This is a genomic window from Streptomyces sp. SS7, assembly GCF_037993025.1.
Lineage (GTDB): Bacteria > Actinomycetota > Actinomycetes > Streptomycetales > Streptomycetaceae > Streptomyces.
The window spans coordinates 7144679-7163317 of record NZ_CP141223.1; the positions used below are offsets into that span (position 1 = coordinate 7144679).

At 70.8% G+C, this 18639-nt stretch carries 14 protein-coding genes; 9 read left to right on the forward strand and 5 right to left on the reverse strand.

Annotation, left to right across the window (positions count from 1 at the left end; translation table 11 throughout):
* Positions 1-92 precede the first annotated feature (92 nt).
* Both U5640_RS32805 and U5640_RS32810 read left to right on the forward strand, forming a co-directional pair.
* Entirely contained in the window at positions 93-3197 is a 3105-nt protein-coding gene (locus tag U5640_RS32805) for an efflux RND transporter permease subunit (protein ID WP_340380562.1), read from the forward strand.
* Between the two features lie 220 nt (positions 3198-3417).
* Positions 3418-5640, forward strand: coding sequence for a PQQ-binding-like beta-propeller repeat protein (locus U5640_RS32810; protein ID WP_340380564.1), 2223 nt, complete (start codon positions 3418-3420; stop codon positions 5638-5640).
* A gap of 24 nt (positions 5641-5664) precedes the next feature.
* Here U5640_RS32810 and nadA read toward each other — a convergent pair whose 3' ends face one another.
* On the reverse strand, positions 5665-6849 hold the full coding sequence (nadA, locus tag U5640_RS32815) for a quinolinate synthase NadA (protein WP_340380566.1): 1185 nt from the start codon (positions 6847-6849) through the stop codon (positions 5665-5667).
* A gap of 298 nt (positions 6850-7147) precedes the next feature.
* On the opposite strand from nadA, the gene U5640_RS32820 reads away from it, so the two are divergent.
* The gene (locus tag U5640_RS32820; RefSeq protein WP_046727393.1) at positions 7148-7504 is read left to right on the forward strand and encodes an iron-sulfur cluster assembly accessory protein; all 357 of its coding nucleotides are present in this window, start codon (positions 7148-7150) and stop codon (positions 7502-7504) included.
* A gap of 79 nt (positions 7505-7583) precedes the next feature.
* Here the strand turns inward: U5640_RS32820 and U5640_RS32825 are convergent, their stop codons facing one another.
* Positions 7584-9044, reverse strand: coding sequence for a hypothetical protein (locus U5640_RS32825; protein WP_340380572.1), 1461 nt, complete (start codon positions 9042-9044; stop codon positions 7584-7586).
* A gap of 792 nt (positions 9045-9836) precedes the next feature.
* The gene (locus U5640_RS32830; protein ID WP_340380574.1) at positions 9837-10049 is read right to left on the reverse strand and encodes a hypothetical protein; all 213 of its coding nucleotides are present in this window, start codon (positions 10047-10049) and stop codon (positions 9837-9839) included.
* A 130-nt stretch (positions 10050-10179) separates the two neighbouring features.
* Between U5640_RS32830 and U5640_RS32835 the strand changes: the two genes are divergently transcribed.
* Positions 10180-11154 carry a carbohydrate kinase family protein gene (locus U5640_RS32835; protein WP_340380576.1) on the forward strand — a complete coding sequence of 325 codons (975 nt, stop codon included), beginning with the start codon at positions 10180-10182 and terminating at the stop codon, positions 11152-11154.
* 63 nt (positions 11155-11217) lie between these two features.
* Here U5640_RS32835 and U5640_RS32840 read toward each other — a convergent pair whose 3' ends face one another.
* Positions 11218-12567 (reverse strand): aminotransferase class V-fold PLP-dependent enzyme, encoded by a 1350-nt coding sequence (locus tag U5640_RS32840; RefSeq protein ID WP_340380578.1) that lies wholly within the window; start codon positions 12565-12567, stop codon positions 11218-11220.
* A gap of 252 nt (positions 12568-12819) precedes the next feature.
* On the opposite strand from U5640_RS32840, the gene coxB reads away from it, so the two are divergent.
* The 4 genes from coxB (at position 12820) to U5640_RS32860 (ending at position 17292) form a co-directional block, all read left to right on the forward strand.
* Positions 12820-13779: a cytochrome c oxidase subunit II gene (gene coxB / locus U5640_RS32845; RefSeq protein ID WP_340380580.1), complete on the forward strand. Its 960-nt coding sequence runs from the start codon at positions 12820-12822 to the stop codon at positions 13777-13779.
* Positions 13776-15506 carry a cytochrome c oxidase subunit I gene (ctaD, locus tag U5640_RS32850; RefSeq protein ID WP_340380582.1) on the forward strand — a complete coding sequence of 577 codons (1731 nt, stop codon included), beginning with the start codon at positions 13776-13778 and terminating at the stop codon, positions 15504-15506. The genes coxB and ctaD overlap by 4 nt, the downstream gene beginning before the upstream one ends.
* Entirely contained in the window at positions 15503-15901 is a 399-nt protein-coding gene (locus U5640_RS32855; protein WP_340380584.1) for a cytochrome c oxidase subunit 4, read from the forward strand. Before ctaD ends, U5640_RS32855 begins: the two co-directional genes overlap by 4 nt.
* A 131-nt stretch (positions 15902-16032) precedes the next feature.
* Positions 16033-17292 (forward strand): Ig-like domain-containing protein, encoded by a 1260-nt coding sequence (locus tag U5640_RS32860; RefSeq protein ID WP_340380586.1) that lies wholly within the window; start codon positions 16033-16035, stop codon positions 17290-17292.
* A gap of 104 nt (positions 17293-17396) precedes the next feature.
* On the opposite strand, the gene U5640_RS32865 is transcribed toward U5640_RS32860, so the two are convergent.
* Positions 17397-17798: a hypothetical protein gene (locus U5640_RS32865; RefSeq protein ID WP_340380588.1), complete on the reverse strand. Its 402-nt coding sequence runs from the start codon at positions 17796-17798 to the stop codon at positions 17397-17399.
* 178 nt (positions 17799-17976) lie between these two features.
* Here U5640_RS32865 and U5640_RS32870 point away from each other — a divergent pair, with 178 nt between their 5' ends.
* Positions 17977-18597, forward strand: a complete 621-nt coding sequence (locus U5640_RS32870; RefSeq protein WP_067245103.1) for a heme-copper oxidase subunit III — start codon at positions 17977-17979, stop codon at positions 18595-18597.
* The last annotated feature ends 42 nt before the right edge of the window (positions 18598-18639 follow it).

The window sequence follows — 18639 nt, forward strand, 5'->3', positions numbered from 1 at the left end:
CTGGGGCTTACGGATCGCCCGGTGGTGAGGGCACAGGGTTGAGGGGCCGCATCCGGCACTTCTGCCGCTCACAGAAGAGAGACCCGCATCCCATGTCCTGGCTGTCCCGATTCAGCCTCGGACAACGGGCCCTGATAGGCCTGATGTCCCTGATCGCGCTCGTCTTCGGCGCGATCACCGTCCCGCAGCTCAAACAGCAGCTGCTCCCGACCATCGCCCTGCCGATGGTGTCCGTGCTCGCCCCCTACCAGGGTGCCTCCCCGGACGTCGTCGAGAAGCAGGTCGTCGAACCGATCGAGAACAGCCTCGAAGGGGTCGACGGCATCACCGGCGTCACCTCCACCGCGAGCGAGGGCAACGCCCTCGTCGTGGCGTCCTTCGACTACGGCAACGACACCAAGCAGCTCGTCGCCGATGTCCAGCTGGCCGTCAACCGGGCCCGCGCCCTGCTCCCGGCCTCGGTGGACCCGCAGGTCATCGCCGGTTCCACGGACGATGTGCCGGCCGTGGTCCTCGCGGTCACCTCGGGCAAGGACCCGCGGGCCCTCGCCGACCAGCTCGACTCCACCGTCGTGCCCGCCCTGAAGGACATCGACGGCGTCGGCCAGGTCTCCGTGGCCGGCGTCCGCGACCTCCAGGTCACCGTCACCCCGGCCGACGCCGCACTCGCCAAGGCGGGCCTGACCACCCAGTCCCTCGCGCTGGCCCTCCAGGCGGGCGGTGCGACCGTCCCGGCCGGCTCCTTCGACGAGGCGGGCAGCAACCGCACCGTCCGGGTCGGCGGCGGCTACACCTCCGTCCGGCAGATCGAGGACCTGCGCATCCCCGGCGCGGTCGGCAAGAAGCCGGTGCGTCTCGGTGACGTGGCCACGGTGCGGCAGGAGGAGGCACCCGCCGACTCCCTCACCCGCACCGACGGCAAGCCCAGCCTCGCCGTCACGGTCACGATGGACCACGACGGCAGCGCGGTCGCCATCTCCGACGCCGTCGAGGACAAGCTGCCCGGCCTGCGCCAGGACCTCGGTTCCGGCGCGAAGATCACCGTCGTCAGCGACCAGGGCCCGGCCGTCTCCAAGGCCATCGAAGGCCTCACCACGGAGGGCGCGCTCGGACTGCTCTTCGCGGTCCTCGTCATCCTCGTGTTCCTGGCGTCGGTCCGCTCGACGCTGGTCACCGCGGTCTCCATCCCGCTGTCGGTGGTCCTCGCCCTGATCGTGCTGTGGACCCGCGACCTGTCGCTCAACATGCTGACCCTCGGCGCGCTGACCATCGCGATCGGCCGGGTCGTCGACGACTCGATCGTCGTCCTGGAGAACATCAAGCGCCACCTCGGCTACGGCGAGGAGCGGCAGACCGCCATTCTCGCCGCGGTCCGCGAGGTGGCCGGCGCGGTCACCTCCTCCACCCTCACCACGGTGGCCGTGTTCCTGCCGATCGGTCTGGTCGGCGGCATGGTGGGCGCGCTGTTCGGCGCGTTCAGCCTGACCGTCACGGCGGCCCTGCTGGCCTCCCTCCTGGTCTCGCTGACCGTCGTACCGGTCCTGTCGTACTGGTTCCTGCGGGCGCCCAAGGGCACCTCCGAGGACGCCGAGGAAGCCCGCCGCGCGGCGGAGGAGAAGGAGAACCGCAGCCGGCTCCAGCGGATCTACGTCCCCGTCCTCAGGTTCGCGACCCGGCGCCGGCTCACCAGCGTGGCTCTCGCCGTCGTCGTCCTCCTCGGCACCTTCGGCATGGCACCCCTGCTGAAGACCAACTTCTTCGACCAGGGCGAGCAGCAGATCCTGACGGTGAAGCAGGAGCTGAAGCCCGGCACCAGCCTGGCCGCGACCGACGCCCAGGCGAAGAAGGTGGAGAAGCTGCTCTCCGGTGTCGAGGGCGTGAAGGACTACCAGGTCACCGTCGGTTCCTCCGGCTTCCTGGCGGCCTTCGGCGGCAGCACCGACACCAACCATGCCTCGTTCCAGGTGATGCTGGAGGACTCGGCGCACTACGACGACGTGCAGAGCCGGATCGAGGACGGGCTGAAGAAGCTCGACGGCATCGGCGCGACCACCGTCGCCGCCGGTGACGGCTTCAGCAGCCAGGACCTGAGCGTCGTGGTGAAGGCGGCCGACGCGGACGTGCTGCGCACGGCGTCCGAGCAGGTCCGCAAGGCGGTCGCCGGGCTCGACGACGTCACCGACGTCACCAGCGACCTGTCGCAGAGCGTGCCGCGCATCTCCGTCCGGGCGAACTCCCGGGCGGCGGCGGCCGGTTTCGACGACCAGACGCTGGGCGCGGCGGTCAGCCAGGCCGTGCGCGGGACGACGACGGCGAAGGCCCTCCTCGACGACACCGAACGCGATGTCGTCATCCGCTCGGCGCAGCCCACGCGGACCCTGGCCGAACTGAAGGCGCTGCGCCTCGGCGCCGTACGGCTCGCCGACGTCGCCACCGTCCAACTGGTCGACGGCCCGGTCTCGATGACCCGGATCGACGGGCAGCGCGCGGCCACCGTCACCGCCCGGCCCACCGGCGACAACACGGGCGCGGTGAGCTCCCAGCTCCAGTCCAGGATCAAAGCGCTGAAGCTCCCGGCGGGCGCCACCGCCCAGATCGGCGGTGTCTCCTCCGACCAGGACGACGCGTTCAAGAACCTGGGCCTGGCGATGCTGGCGGCGATCGCGATCGTCTTCATGCTGCTGGTGGCGACCTTCCGCTCGCTCGTGCAGCCGCTGATCCTGCTGGTCTCCATCCCGTTCGCCGCGACCGGCGCGATCGGTCTGCTCCTCGCCACCGGCACCCCGATGGGCGTCCCGGCGATGATCGGCATGCTGATGCTCATCGGCATCGTGGTGACCAACGCGATCGTCCTGATCGACCTCATCAACCAGTACCGCAAGCAGGGGTACGGCGTCGTCGAGGCCGTGGTGGAAGGTGGCCGGCACCGGCTGCGCCCCATCCTCATGACCGCGATGGCGACCATCTTCGCCCTGCTGCCGATGGCCCTCGGCGTCACCGGTCAGGGCGGCTTCATCGCCAAGCCGCTGGCGGTGGTCGTGATCGGCGGTCTGATCACCTCCACGCTGCTCACCCTGCTCCTCGTCCCGACGCTCTACGCGATGCTCGAACTGCGCAAGGAACGCCGGGCCGGGAAGCGGGCCCTGAAGCGGCAGTCCGCAGAGTCCGAGAAGACGCCGGAACCGGCGGGCGTCTGACGGTACGTCGGCGCGGCGGACACCTCGTCCGTCGCGCCGACGGTTTTTTCCGGCGGTCCGGTTCCTCACCCCCTGCGGCCCGGTGACCGCCGTCGACCCGGCCCGCCCCGGCCGGACACCGGTCCCGGCGGGCTGAGCGCGGCCCTGCCGGTCTGCCTTCCGCACCGCCTTTCCCTATCCTGTGGAGGCGAACTGTCCGGCGGGGGAAGGGAACCGGGACGTGCCGCTGATCAAGGGCGACCCGAAGGCGCTCGGCGGATACCGGATCGTCGACCGCCTCGGGGCGGGCGGGATGGGTGTCGTCTACCTCGGCCGGTCCCGTTCGGGACGGGACGTCGCCGTCAAACTGGTGCACGCGCAGTACGCGCAGGACGGGATCTTCCGGGCCCGGTTCCGGCAGGAGATCGAGGCGGTCCGCAAGGTGAGCGGTGCCTTCACCGCCCCGGTCGTGGACGCCGACCCGGAGGCCGTACGGCCCTGGATGGCCACCCAGTACGTACCGGGTGCCGCGCTCTCCGCCCGCATCCGCGAGGACGGCCCGCTGCAGGGCGCCGAGCTGCGCCGGCTGGCACTCGGGCTGGTGGAGGCACTGCGGGACATCCACCGGGCCGGGGTCGTCCACCGCGACCTCAAGCCCGCCAACGTCCTCATGGCCGAGGACGGCCCCCGGGTCATCGACTTCGGCATCTCCCGCGCCACCGAGAACCAGACCCTCACCGAGACCGGGCACGCGATCGGCACCCCGCCGTTCATGTCCCCGGAGCAGTTCAAGGACGCCCGCTCGGTCGGCCCGGCCTCGGACGTGTTCTCGCTCGGCGCGCTGCTGGTGTTCGCCGCCACCGGCCGCGGCCCCTTCGACGCGGACAGCCCCTACATGACGGCGTACCGCGTCATGCACGAGGAACCGTCGGTGGACTCCGTCGCCGAGCCGCTGCGCGCGGTGCTGGTGCGCTGTCTGGCCAAGGAGGCCGACGAGCGGCCCGGGCTGGACGAGCTGGGCCGGGCGCTGGCGAGCGCGCTGCCCGAGCCGGAGACCGACGACACGGCGACGGTGACCCTGCGTCCGCCGACCGCCCGTGCCGCGCCCGCGGAGCCCGCCCGGACGTTCCCGCCGGGCCGCGGTCCCCGGATGCTGCGCCGGCCGGTCCTGGCCGCGGTGGCGGGTGTCCTCGCCGCGGCGCTCACCGGCTACCTCCTGCTCGACCCGTTCCGCGGGGCCGACGCCACGGCGGATCCGGACGCCACGGGCGCCGCGACCTCCCGCTGGGACCCTCTTCCCGAGGGCTGGAAGCCCTGGCGGACGTCCCTGTTCGCGACGGCCGCGAGCGGGGTGCGCGAGCCGCTGGGCGGCGCCGACGGGATGGTGGACGGCGGCCCCCTGTCCTGTACGACGGGCAGGGGCGCCCTGTACTGCGGAGGGAACGGCACCCTTCCGATCCGGGTCGACGGGGCGACGGGGCGGATCGTCTGGCGCGCCGAGCCCCTGCCCTCGGGCGTGGCGCGGGCGCACTACGCCAGCACGCCCCTCGGGGTGCACGGCGACGTGGTGCTGGTCGCCCAGTCGGTCGTGAACAGCGCGGGCAACGACTCGCAGGCCACCGTCCTCGCCCTCGACGCGGGCACCGGCGAGCGGCTCTGGTCGCGCGCGACGGCGGACACCTACGAGGCGCCCGCCGTCGTGGGTGATCTGCTGCTGATCTCGGACGGCCGGCGCGTGACGGCCCGCGACCCGCGCGACGGCGACACGCGCTGGACCACGACGCTGCCCGCCGGGGCCGGCTACTCCTGCGCGGTCCACGACGTGGACGGCGTCCCGTACGCGGGCTGCGGCAACGCGGGCACACCGTCGCGCACCGTGTTCTACGCCCTCGACCCCGCCGACGGCACGCCCCGGAAGGTGAGCGTGCCGGACGGCGACGCCGAGTACGCGGGCACCGTCGACGGCGACCTGGTCTTCGCGATGTACCGGCGCCAGGGCCGGACCCAGGCGGACGCGACGTACACCGAGGTGCTGCTGATCGACCCGGACACCGCGGCCGTACGCAGGAAGAAGCTGGCGGGCGGTCCGCGCGGCACGGTCGCGCTGGCCGGCGGCGTGCTGTCCTTCGCCTCCTCCAGCGGCCTGCTGACCGCCTACGCGCCCGGCACCGGCGAGCGCCTGTGGGCGACCTCGACCACCCTCCAGCAGCCCGGTGAGCCGGTCGCCGACAGGCAGGGCCGCACGGTCTTCGTGGCCAGCGCCTCCGGGCGGGTCGCGGCCCTGGACGCGGCCGAGGGCACCCTGCTGTGGGAGTCCCCCGCCCGCGCCGACCACGTCGCCGAGCCGGGCTACGCGTCGGCGCGCGTGTTCCTCGACGGGGGCGCCCTGGTGGTCCTCTGCCCGGACGGGACGGTCGTCACGCTGGACCCGGGCCACCCCGACCTGGAGCCGGTGACGGGGTGATCCGGGGCCCGCGCGGGTCCGTGGCTACGGCAGCGCCAGCATCCGCTCCAGCGCCAGCTTCGCGAACGCCTCGGTCTCCCGGTCGACCTCGATCCGGTTGACCAGCTTGCCGTCGGCCAGCGACTCCAGGGTCCAGACCAGGTGCGGGAGGTCGATGCGGTTCATCGTCGAGCAGAAGCAGACCGTCCGGTCGAGGAAGACGATCTCCTTGCCCTCGGGCGCGAAACGGTTCGCCAGCCGGCGCACCAGGTTCAGCTCGGTGCCGATGGCCCACTTCGAGCCGGCCGGGGCCGCCTCCAGCGCCTTGATGATGTACTCGGTCGAGCCGACGTAGTCCGCCGCGGCGACGACCTCGTGCCGGCACTCGGGGTGCACCAGCACGTTCACGCCGGGGATGCGGGCGCGGACGTCCTCGACCGACTCCAGGCTGAAGCGGCCGTGCACCGAGCAGTGGCCGCGCCACAGGATCATCTTGGCCGCGCGCAGCTGCTCGGCGGTCAGTCCGCCGTTCGGCTTGTGCGGGTTGTAGACGACGCAGTCCTCCAGGGACATGCCCATGTCCCGGACGGCGGTGTTGCGGCCGAGGTGCTGGTCGGGCAGGAAGAGAATCTTCTCGCCCTGCTCGAAGGCCCACTCCAGGGCCCGCCGGGCGTTGGACGAGGTGCAGATCGTGCCGCCGTGCCGGCCCGTGAACGCCTTGATGTCCGCGGACGAGTTCATGTACGAGACGGGCACGACCTGCTCGGCTATGCCGGCCTCGGTCAGCACGTCCCAGCACTCGGCGACCTGTTCGGCCGTCGCCATGTCGGCCATCGAGCAGCCGGCGGCGAGGTCGGGCAGGACCACCTTCTGCTCGTCGGAGGTCAGGATGTCCGCCGACTCCGCCATGAAGTGGACACCGCAGAACACGATGTACTCGGCCTCCGGGCGTGCGGCCGCGTCCCGGGCCAGCTTGAAGGAGTCGCCCGTGACGTCGGCGAACTGGATGACCTCGTCGCGCTGGTAGTGGTGGCCGAGCACGAAGACCTTGTCACCGAGCTTCTCCTTGGCCGCCCGGGCCCGCTCGACCAGGTCCGGGTCGGAGGGCGAGGGCAGGTCGCCGGGGCACTCGACGCCCCGCTCGCTCTTCGGGTCGGCCTCGCGGCCGAGCAGCAACAGGGCGAGCGGAGTCGGCTGTACGTCGAGCTCCGTGGGCTGGGCGGTGGTCACGTCACGCACCCTTTCTACTTTTCGTCGAACTGACGCTATCTATGATAGCCTGCTTCATGTCACCTTGACGACGGTCATCGCGTCGATGTGACGGGAATCCCGGTGACGGCACGAGGATGGCGTGGACAGGCCGCTGGGCGGGCCGGGCGGTCGCTGTTCGCTTCGCCGCCGGTGTGCGAGCATGAAGAGGCACGCGAAAGCACCACGCGACGAGAAGTGCCCGGCCCGGAATGAATCCGCGGCCCCGTCGGTTGCAACCGTCGGCAAGCAGCCTCCGTACAACCCGGGAGAGATGTAGATGTCCGTATCGGACGAGACCAGCACCGCCACCGACGGCATCATCCTGTCCGACGCCGCCGCGGCGAAGGTCAAGGCGCTGCTCGACCAGGAAGGCCGTGACGACCTGGCGCTGCGCGTCGCCGTGCAGCCCGGCGGCTGCTCGGGCCTGCGCTACCAGCTCTTCTTCGACGAGCGCTCCCTCGACGGCGACGTCGTCAAGGACTTCGACGGCGTCAAGGTCGTCACCGACCGGATGAGCGCCCCGTACCTGGGCGGCGCCTCCATCGACTTCGTCGACACCATCGAGAAGCAGGGCTTCACGATCGACAACCCCAACGCCACCGGCTCCTGCGCCTGCGGCGACTCCTTCAGCTGAGCCTCGCCCAGACCTACGGCCAAGGCGGCGACCCCCTCCCGGGGCCGCCGCCTTCGTCGTACTCCCGAAAGCGGTGTGCCTACTGGACGTCGGGCAGTCGCGCGCCCGCCTTCTCCAGCGGTACGGCCCTGCCGTCCGAGCCGACCACCTTCCGGCTGCCGAGCGGCGCGTCCAGCCGGACCGTCTCGTGGTACTCCTTGGCGATCAGGATGCAGACCTTGTTCGGCCAGGGCGTCTCCGTCACGGTGACCGTCACCCGGTCGCCGGACTCCTTCGCGCTCGCCGCGTAGTCGGCGCACACCCCGCCCGTGAAGCTCACGACCAGCTCGTCGCCCTCGGCCGTGTAGCCGTCCACCTGTACGTTCCGGGTGCCCGAGGAGGCGCTCGGCGCCGGGGCGGTCGTGGTCGCGTCCTTCAGGTAGGCGGGGTCGACCGCGGGCTGCGTCACCCGGTACGCGTCCGCGGCGCCGGTGCCCCGCACGGCGAACAGCCAGGACGGCACGAGCACCTGCTGCCCGCCCGAGGTGTGCCGGGCCAGCCCGAGCACCGCGTTCTCGACGGTCACGGTCACGGTCGCCGCGGCGCCGGAGCCGGTGGACGAGCCGCACGGGCTCTCCAGCCGGTCCTTCAGCGGCACCGGGCTGGCGCACCCGCCGATGCCCATCCGGTGATCGGTCCTCGGTGCCGCGTTCAGCGCCTTCAGCGCCTCCGCTGCGGTCAGCAGGGGGTATGTCGCCCCCTCGACCGGCGCCTTCAGCTGCCCGTTGGCGCCGATGACGGCCCCGTCGGCGCCGACGCTGATCCCGGTCGTCCACCCGTAGGTGGGCAGACCGCCGACCTCCGGGTCCGCGTTCACCACCCGCTGGGCGCCCATGACCTGGCGCGCGTCCACCTTGGCGTCGTCCTGCCCGAGCGCCTTCAGGATCGGCGCCGCCGCCTTCTTCGCGGCCGCCTCGCTCACCGGGTCGGCGGCCGGGGCCGCGGGGTCCTTGGCGCACTTGGCGATACCGCCCTTGCAGGCGTCCGTGCCCGGCGCGTACCGGCTGAACGTCCACATGCCCGGCGCCTGCCGGTTCACCCGCAGTACCGGCCCCGAACCGTCGTTCCCGGCGCCCACCTTCCAGGCCCCGCCGTCCGCCACGGGCGTCCCGTCCACCCCGAGCGCCTTCGCCAGCCGCGCCACCTCGCCCTTGCCGACCTCGCCCTTCGCCCAGTACACGGGCGCGGAACCGGGACCTTCGGGGAGGGAGCCGGCGGCCTGGTAGGTCACCCCGTACGGGTTCGGCTCACCGGGCGCGATGCCGTTCGGCCCCCCACCGGAGGCGGTCCCGGAGTAGTCGTCCAGCGCCAGCGGTACGGGGGTGCCGCCACCGGAGGGCGCCCCGGCACCGGCGCCGCCGCCCCCGGTGGCCTGCGCGCTGAGATACGCCCCGCCCCCACCGACCAGCAGCACGGCGGCGGCGACGGAGAGAACGAGGAAGGGCGAGCGCCGACGGGGCGCCGACGAGATCTCGTCCCCACCCCCACGACCAACCGCCAACGGCCCCGAGACCTCCTGCCCCACCGTGGCGTGAGCGCCGTCCGGGACGCCCCGGCCCGCCGGGGGCGCGGCGACTTCTCGGCCGACCTGGGCGTGCGAGTTGTCCGGGGCTCCTTGGGTCGCTTGGGTCAGCGGGCTGTCCGGGGCTTCTTGGGCGGCTCGGGTCAGTGGGCTGTCAGCGGCTTCCTGGTCCGCCTGGGGCTCTGAGCCGTCCGGGACGGCTTGGCCCGCCCGGGCGTGCGGGTTGTCCGGGGCTTCCCGGCCCGCCCGGGACGCCGGGCCATCCGGGACCTTCCGGAACCGGGAAGCGTCCTCCACGTCCCGAGCGTCAGCGGCCCCCTGGGATTCACCGGCCTCGGAGGCTTCCACAGCCGCACTGGCTTCCGGGGCTTGCCCGGACTCCCCGGCCCCGGCCTGACCGGCTTGCGGGGCTTCCCCGGACTCCCCTGCCCCAGCCTGACCGGCTTGCGGGGCTTCCCCGGACTCCCCGGCCCCAGCCTCACTGGCTTCCGGGGCTTCCCCAGCCCCGGTCTCGCCGGTCTCCGGCGCTTCCCCGGACTCCCGCGGCGCACCGGCCCCCCGGGCTTCCCCGGCCTCACCGGTCCCGGAAGCCTCCCGCTCGCGCGCGGCGTCGTCGTTCTCGGGTCGCTCGGTGTTCACCGCATCGCTCCTTCGGCTGCCCTGCTGTCGTACCTCGCATCCCCCCGACGAGGGACAGCGATGGGACGCGGCGGGGGAGCGCACGGTTCCCTGTGAGCGCCCCGGCCGGAACAGCCGTAAGGAAATGCGGGACTAGTTGCCGTACTCCGGCATGGCCTCCAGCAGGCGCGCCGACCTCGCCGGGACGGAGACACCGTGGATGCGGGAAGGGGAGACCGGACGGGAAGCGATCTTCTCCGGGGCGGCCCAGTGCGGAGCCATCCGGGCGCAGTCGCCGCGCAGGGCGGCGAGGCCGCCTTCGAGGTCGGCCGGTGCGGGGGCGATACGGAACTCGAGGTTCGTCATAGCCGAACCGTAAGCACGGAGGCGCCCGCGAAGAAAGATCTACTATCGGGTAGTTTCGGCTGCTTCAGTGGCGCCGCTCCACCGGGTAGCGTGAACTGTCAATCCCCCTCCCCACTGGAGAGTCCACGCCGTGCGCATCGCAGTCACCGGCTCCATCGCGACCGACCACCTCATGACGTTCCCCGGACGTTTCTCCGACCAGTTGGTCGCGGACCAGCTCCACACGGTCTCGCTCTCCTTCCTGGTCGACAACCTGGACGTCCGCCGGGGCGGGGTGGGCGCCAACATCGCCTTCGGCATGGGACAGCTCGGCACCCGCCCCGTCCTGGTCGGGGCCGCGGGCGCGGACTTCGACGAGTACCGCGCCTGGCTGGACCGCCACGGCGTGGACACCGAGTCCGTCCGTATCTCCGAGACGCTGCACACCGCCCGCTTCGTGTGCACCACCGACGCCGACCACAACCAGATCGGCTCCTTCTACACGGGGGCGATGAGCGAGGCCCGCCTGATCGAGCTGAAGACCGTCGCGGACCGCGTCGGCGGCCTCGACCTGGTCCTGATCGGCGCCGACGACCCGGAGGGGATGCTCCGCCACACGGAGGAGTGCCGCTCCCGCGCCATCCCCTTCGCCGCCGACTTCTCCCAGCAGATCGCCCGGATGGAGGGCGAGGAGATCCGGATACTGCTGGAGGGCGCCACCTACCTGTTCTCCAACGAGTACGAGAAGGGCCTCATCGAGTCCAAGACCGGCTGGTCCGACGCCGAGATCCTCGCCAAGGTCGGCCACCGCGTCACCACCCTCGGCGCGCGCGGCGTCCGGATCGAGCGCGACGGCGACGACCCGATCGAGGTCGGCTGCCCCGACGAGGAGCGCAAGGCCGACCCCACCGGCGTCGGCGACGCCTTCCGCGCCGGGTTCCTCTCCGGGCTCGCGTGGGGGGTCTCGCTGGAGCGCGCCGCGCAGGTCGGCTGCATGCTGGCCACGCTCGTCATCGAGACCGTGGGCACGCAGGAGTACCAGCTGCGGCGCGGGCACTTCATGGAGCGGTTCACGAAGGCGTACGGGGAGGACGCGGCCGCGGAGGTCCGGGGACACCTGGGCTGACGTGTCCGTCCGGGCGCGGGTGCGCCGGGGGCCGGTCGCCCGGTTCCCCGCGCCCGGGGTGGCTCAGCCGAGCCGGCGGACCAGGTACGCCGTCCCCCTGTCCGCCCGCTCCTCGCCCTCGTACCGCTGCTCCCTCATCTCGCACCACGCCGGGATGTCCAGGCGAGCCGCCTCGTCGTCGGACAGCACCCGGACCAGACCGCCCACCGGCACGTCTGCGATGACCTTCGCCAGTTCGATGACCGGGATCGGGCAGCGTTTGCCGAGGGCGTCCACGACCAGGACGTCCTCCTCCACGGCCGTGGCCGGTGCCGGTGCCCCGAGTTTCTCCCGGACCCCCGCCACCACCCCCGGCAGCACCCCGAGGAACCGCTCCACGTCCTCCTCGGCCGCCCCCGCCGGGAGCGACACCCGCACGTTCCCCTCGCTCAGCACCCCCATCGCCCGGAGCACATGGCTCGGCGTCAGGGTGCTGCTGGTGCAGGACGAGCCCGACGACACCGAGAACCCCTCCCGGTCCAGCCCGTGCAGCAGCGCCTCCCCGTCGACGTACAGACAGGAGAAGGTGACGATCCCCGGCAGCCGTCGTTCCGGATCGCCCACCACCTCGACGTCCCCGACCAGTTCGGGCACCCGCACCCGGATCCGCTCCGTCAGCTCCCGCAGCCGTACCGCCTCCCGGCGGGCCTCGGCCCGTACCGCCCGCAGGGACGCCGCGGCCGCCACGATCGCCGGCAGGGCGCCGAACTCCTCCGTCCCGCGGGCCGCGTACCGCACCCCCTTGCGCACCACGAGCAGCCCGACCCCCGACGGCCCGCCCCACTTGTGGGCGCTGGCGGTCAGCACCGACCAGTCACCGTCCACCCGCCCCCAGCCGAGCGACTGCGCCGCGTCCACCAGCAGCGGCACCCCGGCCGCCCGGCACGCCTCGGCGACGGCCGCCACCGGCTGCTCGGTGCCCACCTCGTGGTTGGCCGACTGCAGACACGCCAGCGCGGTGTCGGGGCGCAGCGCCTCCGCGTACGCCTCCACCGCCACCGCGCCGCTCCGCGCCACCGGCACCCGTGTCACCGTCCCGCCGTCCGCCTCCAGCGCCTCGGCCGAATGGAGCACCGAGGAGTGTTCGACGGCTGACACGATCAGGTGACGTCCGATCCGCCGACGGCCCGCCAACACCCCTGCGACACCCGTCTGGACGGCCCGGGTCCCGGACGAGGTGAACACCAACTCGTCCGCGCGGCACCCCACCGCCTCCGCGGCGGCCTCGCGGGCGGCGTCGAGCAGGATGCGCGCCCTGCGCCCCTCCCGGTACAACCGTCCCGGATCGGCCCACCCCTCGTCCAGGGCGGCCAACAGGGCCTGACGGGCCACGGGATGGAGGGGAGCGGCGGAAGCGGCGTCGAAGTAGGCCATACGGCAACGTTAAAACGCAGGGAACCGGGTCAGGGACGCGGGGAACTGCGCGACCAGCCACAAATCACCCGCACCCGCCAAACCAGCGAACCACTCGAGTTACTAGGCACCCCTCCCCGAGAACCCCCGGAGGGCGTCGGCTAGGGTTTGGTCCGCATAAACATCCAAACCCCTGCCCGACGCAGGGCGGCGACCGACCAGCGAGAAGGCCGCAGCCGATCCGCGCGGGCGAGACTCTCGGGAAGGCGCTACGTGAGTCCCAACGGCTCCGACCGCTCGCCGCGGCGCCCGATGCGGCGGAAGCTGCTGCAGGCAATGACCGCGGGCCTGGTCCTGGCGACCGCCACCGGTTGCACATACAAGGACTTCCCCCGCCTTGGCATGCCCACCCCCGTCACAGAAGAGGCTCCGCGGATCCTCTCCCTGTGGCAGGGTTCCTGGGCGGCCGCGCTGGCCACCGGCGTGCTGGTGTGGGGCCTGATTCTGTGGAGTGCTTTCTTCCACCGGCGCAGCCGCACGAAGGTCGAAGTTCCTCCGCAGACCCGGTACAACATGCCGATCGAGGCGCTGTACACGGTGGTCCCGATCATCATCGTCTCGGTGCTGTTCTACTTCACCGCCCGCGACGAGTCGAAGCTCCTCAGCCTCGAGAAGAAGCCCGACGTCACGGTCAACGTGGTCGGCTTCCAGTGGAGCTGGTGCTTCAACTACGTCGAGAACGTCGAAGGCTCCACCGGCGACGCGAAGACCGACGAGAACCTGGCCGCGATCCCGGACCGGTTCAAGAAGGACTTCCCGGCCGACGCGGGCGGCGTCTACACCTGCGGTGTCCCCGGTGAGCGGAACCCGCAGACCAACAACCCGGGCCCGACCCTCTGGCTTCCTGAGGGCAAGACGGTCCGCTTCGTCCTGACCTCGCGTGACGTCATCCACTCCTTCTGGGTGGTGCCGTTCCTCATGAAGCAGGACGTCATCCCGGGTCACACCAATGCCTTCCAGGTGGTCCCCAACCATGAGGGCACCTTCCTGGGCAAGTGCGCCGAGCTCTGCGGCGTCGACCACTCCCGGATGCTGTTCAACGTGAAGGTCGTCTCTCCCGAGCGCTACGCGCAGCACCTCAAGGACCTCGCCAAGAAGGGGCAGACCGGTTACGTTCCCGCGGGCATCGAGCAGACCGCCCATGAGAAGAACCGGGAGACGAACAACCTGTGAGCATCCTCAACGAACCCCAGGGTGCCGCGGCAGCTGAAGACTCATACGAGAACGAGCTGCCGGTCCGGCGCAAGCAGCCCGGCAACGTCGTGGTCAAGTGGCTCACCACCACCGACCACAAGACCATCGGTACGTTGTACCTGGTGACGTCGTTCGCGTTCTTCCTGATCGGCGGCGTGATGGCGCTGTTCATGCGCGCCGAGCTGGCCCGTCCGGGCCTGCAGCTGATGTCGAACGAGCAGTTCAACCAGGCGTTCACGATGCACGGCACGATCATGCTGCTGATGTTCGCGACGCCGCTGTTCGCGGGCTTCACCAACTGGATCATGCCGCTCCAGATCGGCGCGCCCGACGTGGCGTTCCCGCGGCTGAACATGTTCGCCTACTGGCTGTACCTGTTCGGCTCGCTCATCGCCGTCGGCGGCTTCCTCACCCCGCAGGGTGCGGCCGACTTCGGCTGGTTCGCCTACTCCCCGCTGTCGGACGCGGTCCGCAGCCCGGGCATCGGCGCCGACATGTGGATCATGGGTCTGGCCTTCTCCGGCTTCGGCACCATCCTCGGCTCGGTCAACTTCATCACCACGATCATCTGCATGCGCGCGCCGGGCATGACCATGTTCCGCATGCCGATCTTCGTGTGGAACGTCCTGCTGACCGGTGTCCTGGTCCTGCTGGCCTTCCCGGTCCTCGCGGCCGCGCTGTTCGCCCTGGAGGCGGACCGCAAGTTCGGTGCCCACGTCTTCGACCCGGCCAACGGCGGCGCCCTGCTGTGGCAACACCTCTTCTGGTTCTTCGGCCATCCAGAGGTGTACATCATCGCGTTGCCGTTCTTCGGCATCATCAGTGAGATCATCCCGGTCTTCTCCCGCAAGCCGATGTTCGGCTACATGGGCCTGATCGCCGCGACGATCGCCATCGCCGGTCTCTCCGTGACGGTGTGGGCGCACCACATGTACGTCACCGGTGGCGTCCTGCTCCCGTTCTTCTCCTTCATGACGTTCCTCATCGCCGTCCCGACCGGCGTGAAGTTCTTCAACTGGATCGGAACGATGTGGAAGGGCTCGTTGTCCTTCGAGACACCGATGCTCTGGGCGGCGGGCTTCCTCATCACCTTCACCTTCGGTGGTCTGACCGGCGTCATCCTGGCCTCGCCGCCGATGGACTTCCACGTGTCCGACTCGTACTTCGTGGTGGCGCACTTCCACTACGTCGTCTTCGGCACCGTCGTCTTCGCGATGTTCGCCGGCTTCCACTTCTGGTGGCCGAAGTTCACCGGCAAGATGCTCGACGAACGCCTCGGCAAGATCACCTTCTGGACGCTGTTCTTCGGCTTCCACGGCACGTTCCTGGTCCAGCACTGGCTGGGCGCCGAGGGCATGCCCCGTCGGTACGCCGACTACCTGGCGCAGGACGGCTTCACCGCCCTGAACACGATCTCGACGATCAGCTCGTTCGTCCTCGGCCTGTCGATCCTGCCGTTCCTCTACAACGTGTGGAAGACGGCCAAGTACGGCAAGAAGATCGAGGTCGACGACCCGTGGGGCTACGGCCGCTCCCTGGAGTGGGCGACCTCCTGCCCGCCGCCGCGGCACAACTTCCTCACCCTGCCGCGGATCCGCAGTGAATCCCCGGCGTTCGACCTGCACCACCCGGAGATCGCCGCGCTCGAGCAGCTGGAGCACGCCGGCCACGGTGCCATCGCGGGCAGCAAGGAGGCCGGCAAGTGAAGGTCCAAGGCAGGATGTTCACGTGGCTGAGCGTGTTCATCCTCATCATGGCGATCGTCTACGGCGTCTGGTCGAAGGAGCCGGCGGGCACCACGGCCCTCTTCCTGGCCTTCGGTCTGTCCATCATGATCGGCTTCTACCTGGGCTTCACGGCCCGCCGGGTGGACGCGGGCGCCCAGGACAACAAGGAGGCGGACGTCGCGGACGACGCCGGCGAGCTGGGCTTCTTCAGCCCGCACAGCTGGCAGCCGCTCGCGCTCGGCGTCGGTGGCGCCATCGCCTTCCTCGGTGTCGCGATCGGCTGGTGGCTGCTGTACTTCGCCGCCCCGGTCATCCTCATCGGCATCTGGGGCTGGGTCTTCGAGTACTACCGCGGTGAGAACCGCACCCAGTAGCACGCGCCGAACCCACGGGAGCCCGGACACTCCGTCGAGGAGAGTCCGGGCTCCTTCGTTCGCCGCAATCCCTGTCCTCCATACGTGGCGTCCAGCGCGCCGTGGTTGACGCGGCTCCCTAGCGTGAAGCCATGAGCCACACACCCCGCCCCCGCACAGTCGTCAGCTGCACGGTGCTGGTGATCGCCCTCGGAGCGGGCGTCGTCACCGCCTGCGGATCCGACGGCAACCCCCTCGCCGGGCGCCCCTACGACGCGAGCGACCGGATCTCCTTCAACGGCCCCGACGGCGACGGCAGGAAGGCCGACCCGGACAAGCCGCTGGAGGTCGTCGCCCGGGACGACGACGAGCCCCTCACCGACGTCACCGCCGTGGACGCCTCAGGGCGCTACGTGGCGGGCGAACTCGCCGCCGACGGCAGCCGCTGGCACAGCACCGAGCCGCTGGCCGCCGACGCCCACTACACGGTCCGGGTGAGCACCGAGGACGCCGACGGCGCCCCCGGCCGCCGGGTCCTCACCTTCGACACCGGCAAGCCCAGCGGCAAGAAGCGCCTGTCGGTCGAGCTCGGCCCGGACCAGGGCACGTACGGCGTCGGCCAGCCCGTCACCGCCAAGCTCAGCGAGCCCGTCAAGGACCCGGCCCAGCGCGCGATAGTCGAGCGCGGTCTCAAGGTCGACTCCACGCCCTCCGTGCCGGGCGCCTGGTACTGGGTGGACGACAAGGAACTCCACTACCGTCCCCAGGAGTACTGGCCCGCCCACGCCACGGTCCGCGCCCACAGCAACCTCGACGGCATCCGGATCGGCGACCGGCTGTGGGGCACCACGTCGAAGGACGTCACCCTGACCATCGGGGACCGCGTCATAGCCGTCACGGACGCCTCGTCGCACTCGCTGACGTTCTACAAGAACGACGAGGTGATCAAGACCATCCCGGTCACCACCGGCAAGCCCGGCTTCGAGACCCGCAACGGCGTCAAGGTCGTCCTCGGCAAGGAACAGTACGTCCGGATGCGCAGCGCCACGGTCGGCATCGCCGAGGGCTCCTCGGAGTCGTACGACCTGCCGGTCTACTACGCCACCCGGCTCACCTGGAGCGGCGAGTACGTCCACGCCGCGCCCTGGTCCGTGGGCTCGCAGGGCTACGCGAACGTCAGCCACGGGTGCACCGGCATGAGCACCGCCAACGCCGAGTGGTTCTTCGAGCACGTCCGCCAGGGCGACGTCGTCAAGGTCGTCAACAGCGACGGCGACACGATGGAGCCCTTCGGCAACGGCTTCGGCGACTGGAACGTCGACTGGCCGAAGTGGAAGACCGGCAGCGCCCTGATCACGGGCAGGCACAAGACCCAGCCGGACACGTCAACTCTCCGGCCGACGGCTGTGTAGGAGCCCTCAGGGGCGCGGGGCTGTGTCGCTGTGCGGCTCCGCCGCGGGCGCGAGCAACCACATCCGCACCCGCAGCCGCCCCACAACCCCCACCAGGCACCCCTCTAGGCGCTCTGCAGCCGCTTCTCCCGCAACAGGGCAGCCAGCGCGCCCGCGAACTCCACCGGCTCCACAGGCAGCGTCACAGCCGCGTCGGCCCGGCTCCACGTGGCCAGCCACGCATCCTGCGGCCGGGCGATCAGCAACAGCACCGGCGGACACTGGAACACCTCGTCCTTCATCTGCCGGCACACCCCCATCCCGCCCATCGGCACGGCCTCGCCGTCCAGCACGCACACATCGATCCCGCCCTTGTCCAGTTCCCGGAGCACCGCGTCCGGAGTGGCGCACTCCACGAACTCGACCACCGGTACGTCGGGAGCCGGCCGCCGGCCGGCGGCCAACCGCACCTGCTCACGCGTGCGGGAGTCGTCGCTGTAGACCAGCACCGTCGCGGTCGCCTGCATGCTTCCTCCGTGACTTCAGCGTCGTACGGACAGAACCGATGCGGCGGATGCTACTCCCTTGAACACCTCGTCAACAGCGCTGGGAACACCACTTCGATGGGCCATACGGGGCCTACCCGGCCTGCTAACACTCCGAACGGCACCCCCCGGAGTGAGGGCGGGATAAGCGACCGACATAATGTCGGTCGTGGCGACAGCAACGACAGTAGAAACCGGGCACGCGCACCCGTCGGTCAATCGGCCGAACCTCACCAGCGTCGGAACCATCATCTGGCTGAGTTCCGAGCTGATGTTCTTCGCGGCCCTCTTCGCGATGTACTTCACCCTGCGATCGGTGACGGGGACCGAGTACTGGAAGAGTCAGGCCGAGTTCCTGAACTTCCCGTTCTCGGCGACGAACACCACGATCCTGGTGCTCTCCTCCCTCACCTGCCAGCTCGGCGTCTTCGCCGCCGAGCGCGGTGACGTGAAGAAGCTCCGGGGCTGGTTCATCGTTACGTTCATCATGGGTGCGATCTTCGTCGGCGGTCAGATCTACGAGTACACCGAGCTGGTGAAGAGGGACGGGCTCTCGCTCTCCTCCGGCCCGTACGGCTCGGTCTTCTACCTGACCACCGGCTTCCACGGACTGCACGTGACGGGCGGCCTCATCGCCTTCCTGCTGGTCCTGGGACGTACCTACGCGGCCAAGAGGTTCACCCACGAGCAGGCGACCGCCGCGATCGTCGTGTCCTACTACTGGCACTTCGTCGATGTCGTCTGGATCGGCCTCTTCGCCACGATCTACATGATCAAGTAGCACGGGTCCGTTCCCGCCAACGCAAGCATCGACGCAGAAGAT

What these genes read in the sequence shown, in the direction of transcription:
- U5640_RS32805 (WP_340380562.1), top strand. Translation starts at nt 93, where the DNA reads ATGTCCTGGCTGTCCCGATTCAGCCTCGGACAACGGGCCCTGATAGGC.
- U5640_RS32820 (WP_046727393.1), top strand. Translation starts at nt 7,148, where the DNA reads ATGTCCGTATCGGACGAGACCAGCACCGCCACCGACGGCATCATCCTG.
- U5640_RS32830 (WP_340380574.1), bottom strand. Translation starts at nt 10,049, where the DNA reads ATGACGAACCTCGAGTTCCGTATCGCCCCCGCACCGGCCGACCTCGAA.
- U5640_RS32840 (WP_340380578.1), bottom strand. Translation starts at nt 12,567, where the DNA reads ATGGCCTACTTCGACGCCGCTTCCGCCGCTCCCCTCCATCCCGTGGCC.
- U5640_RS32860 (WP_340380586.1), top strand. Translation starts at nt 16,033, where the DNA reads ATGAGCCACACACCCCGCCCCCGCACAGTCGTCAGCTGCACGGTGCTG.
- U5640_RS32865 (WP_340380588.1), bottom strand. Translation starts at nt 17,798, where the DNA reads ATGCAGGCGACCGCGACGGTGCTGGTCTACAGCGACGACTCCCGCACG.
- U5640_RS32870 (WP_067245103.1), top strand. Translation starts at nt 17,977, where the DNA reads ATGTCGGTCGTGGCGACAGCAACGACAGTAGAAACCGGGCACGCGCAC.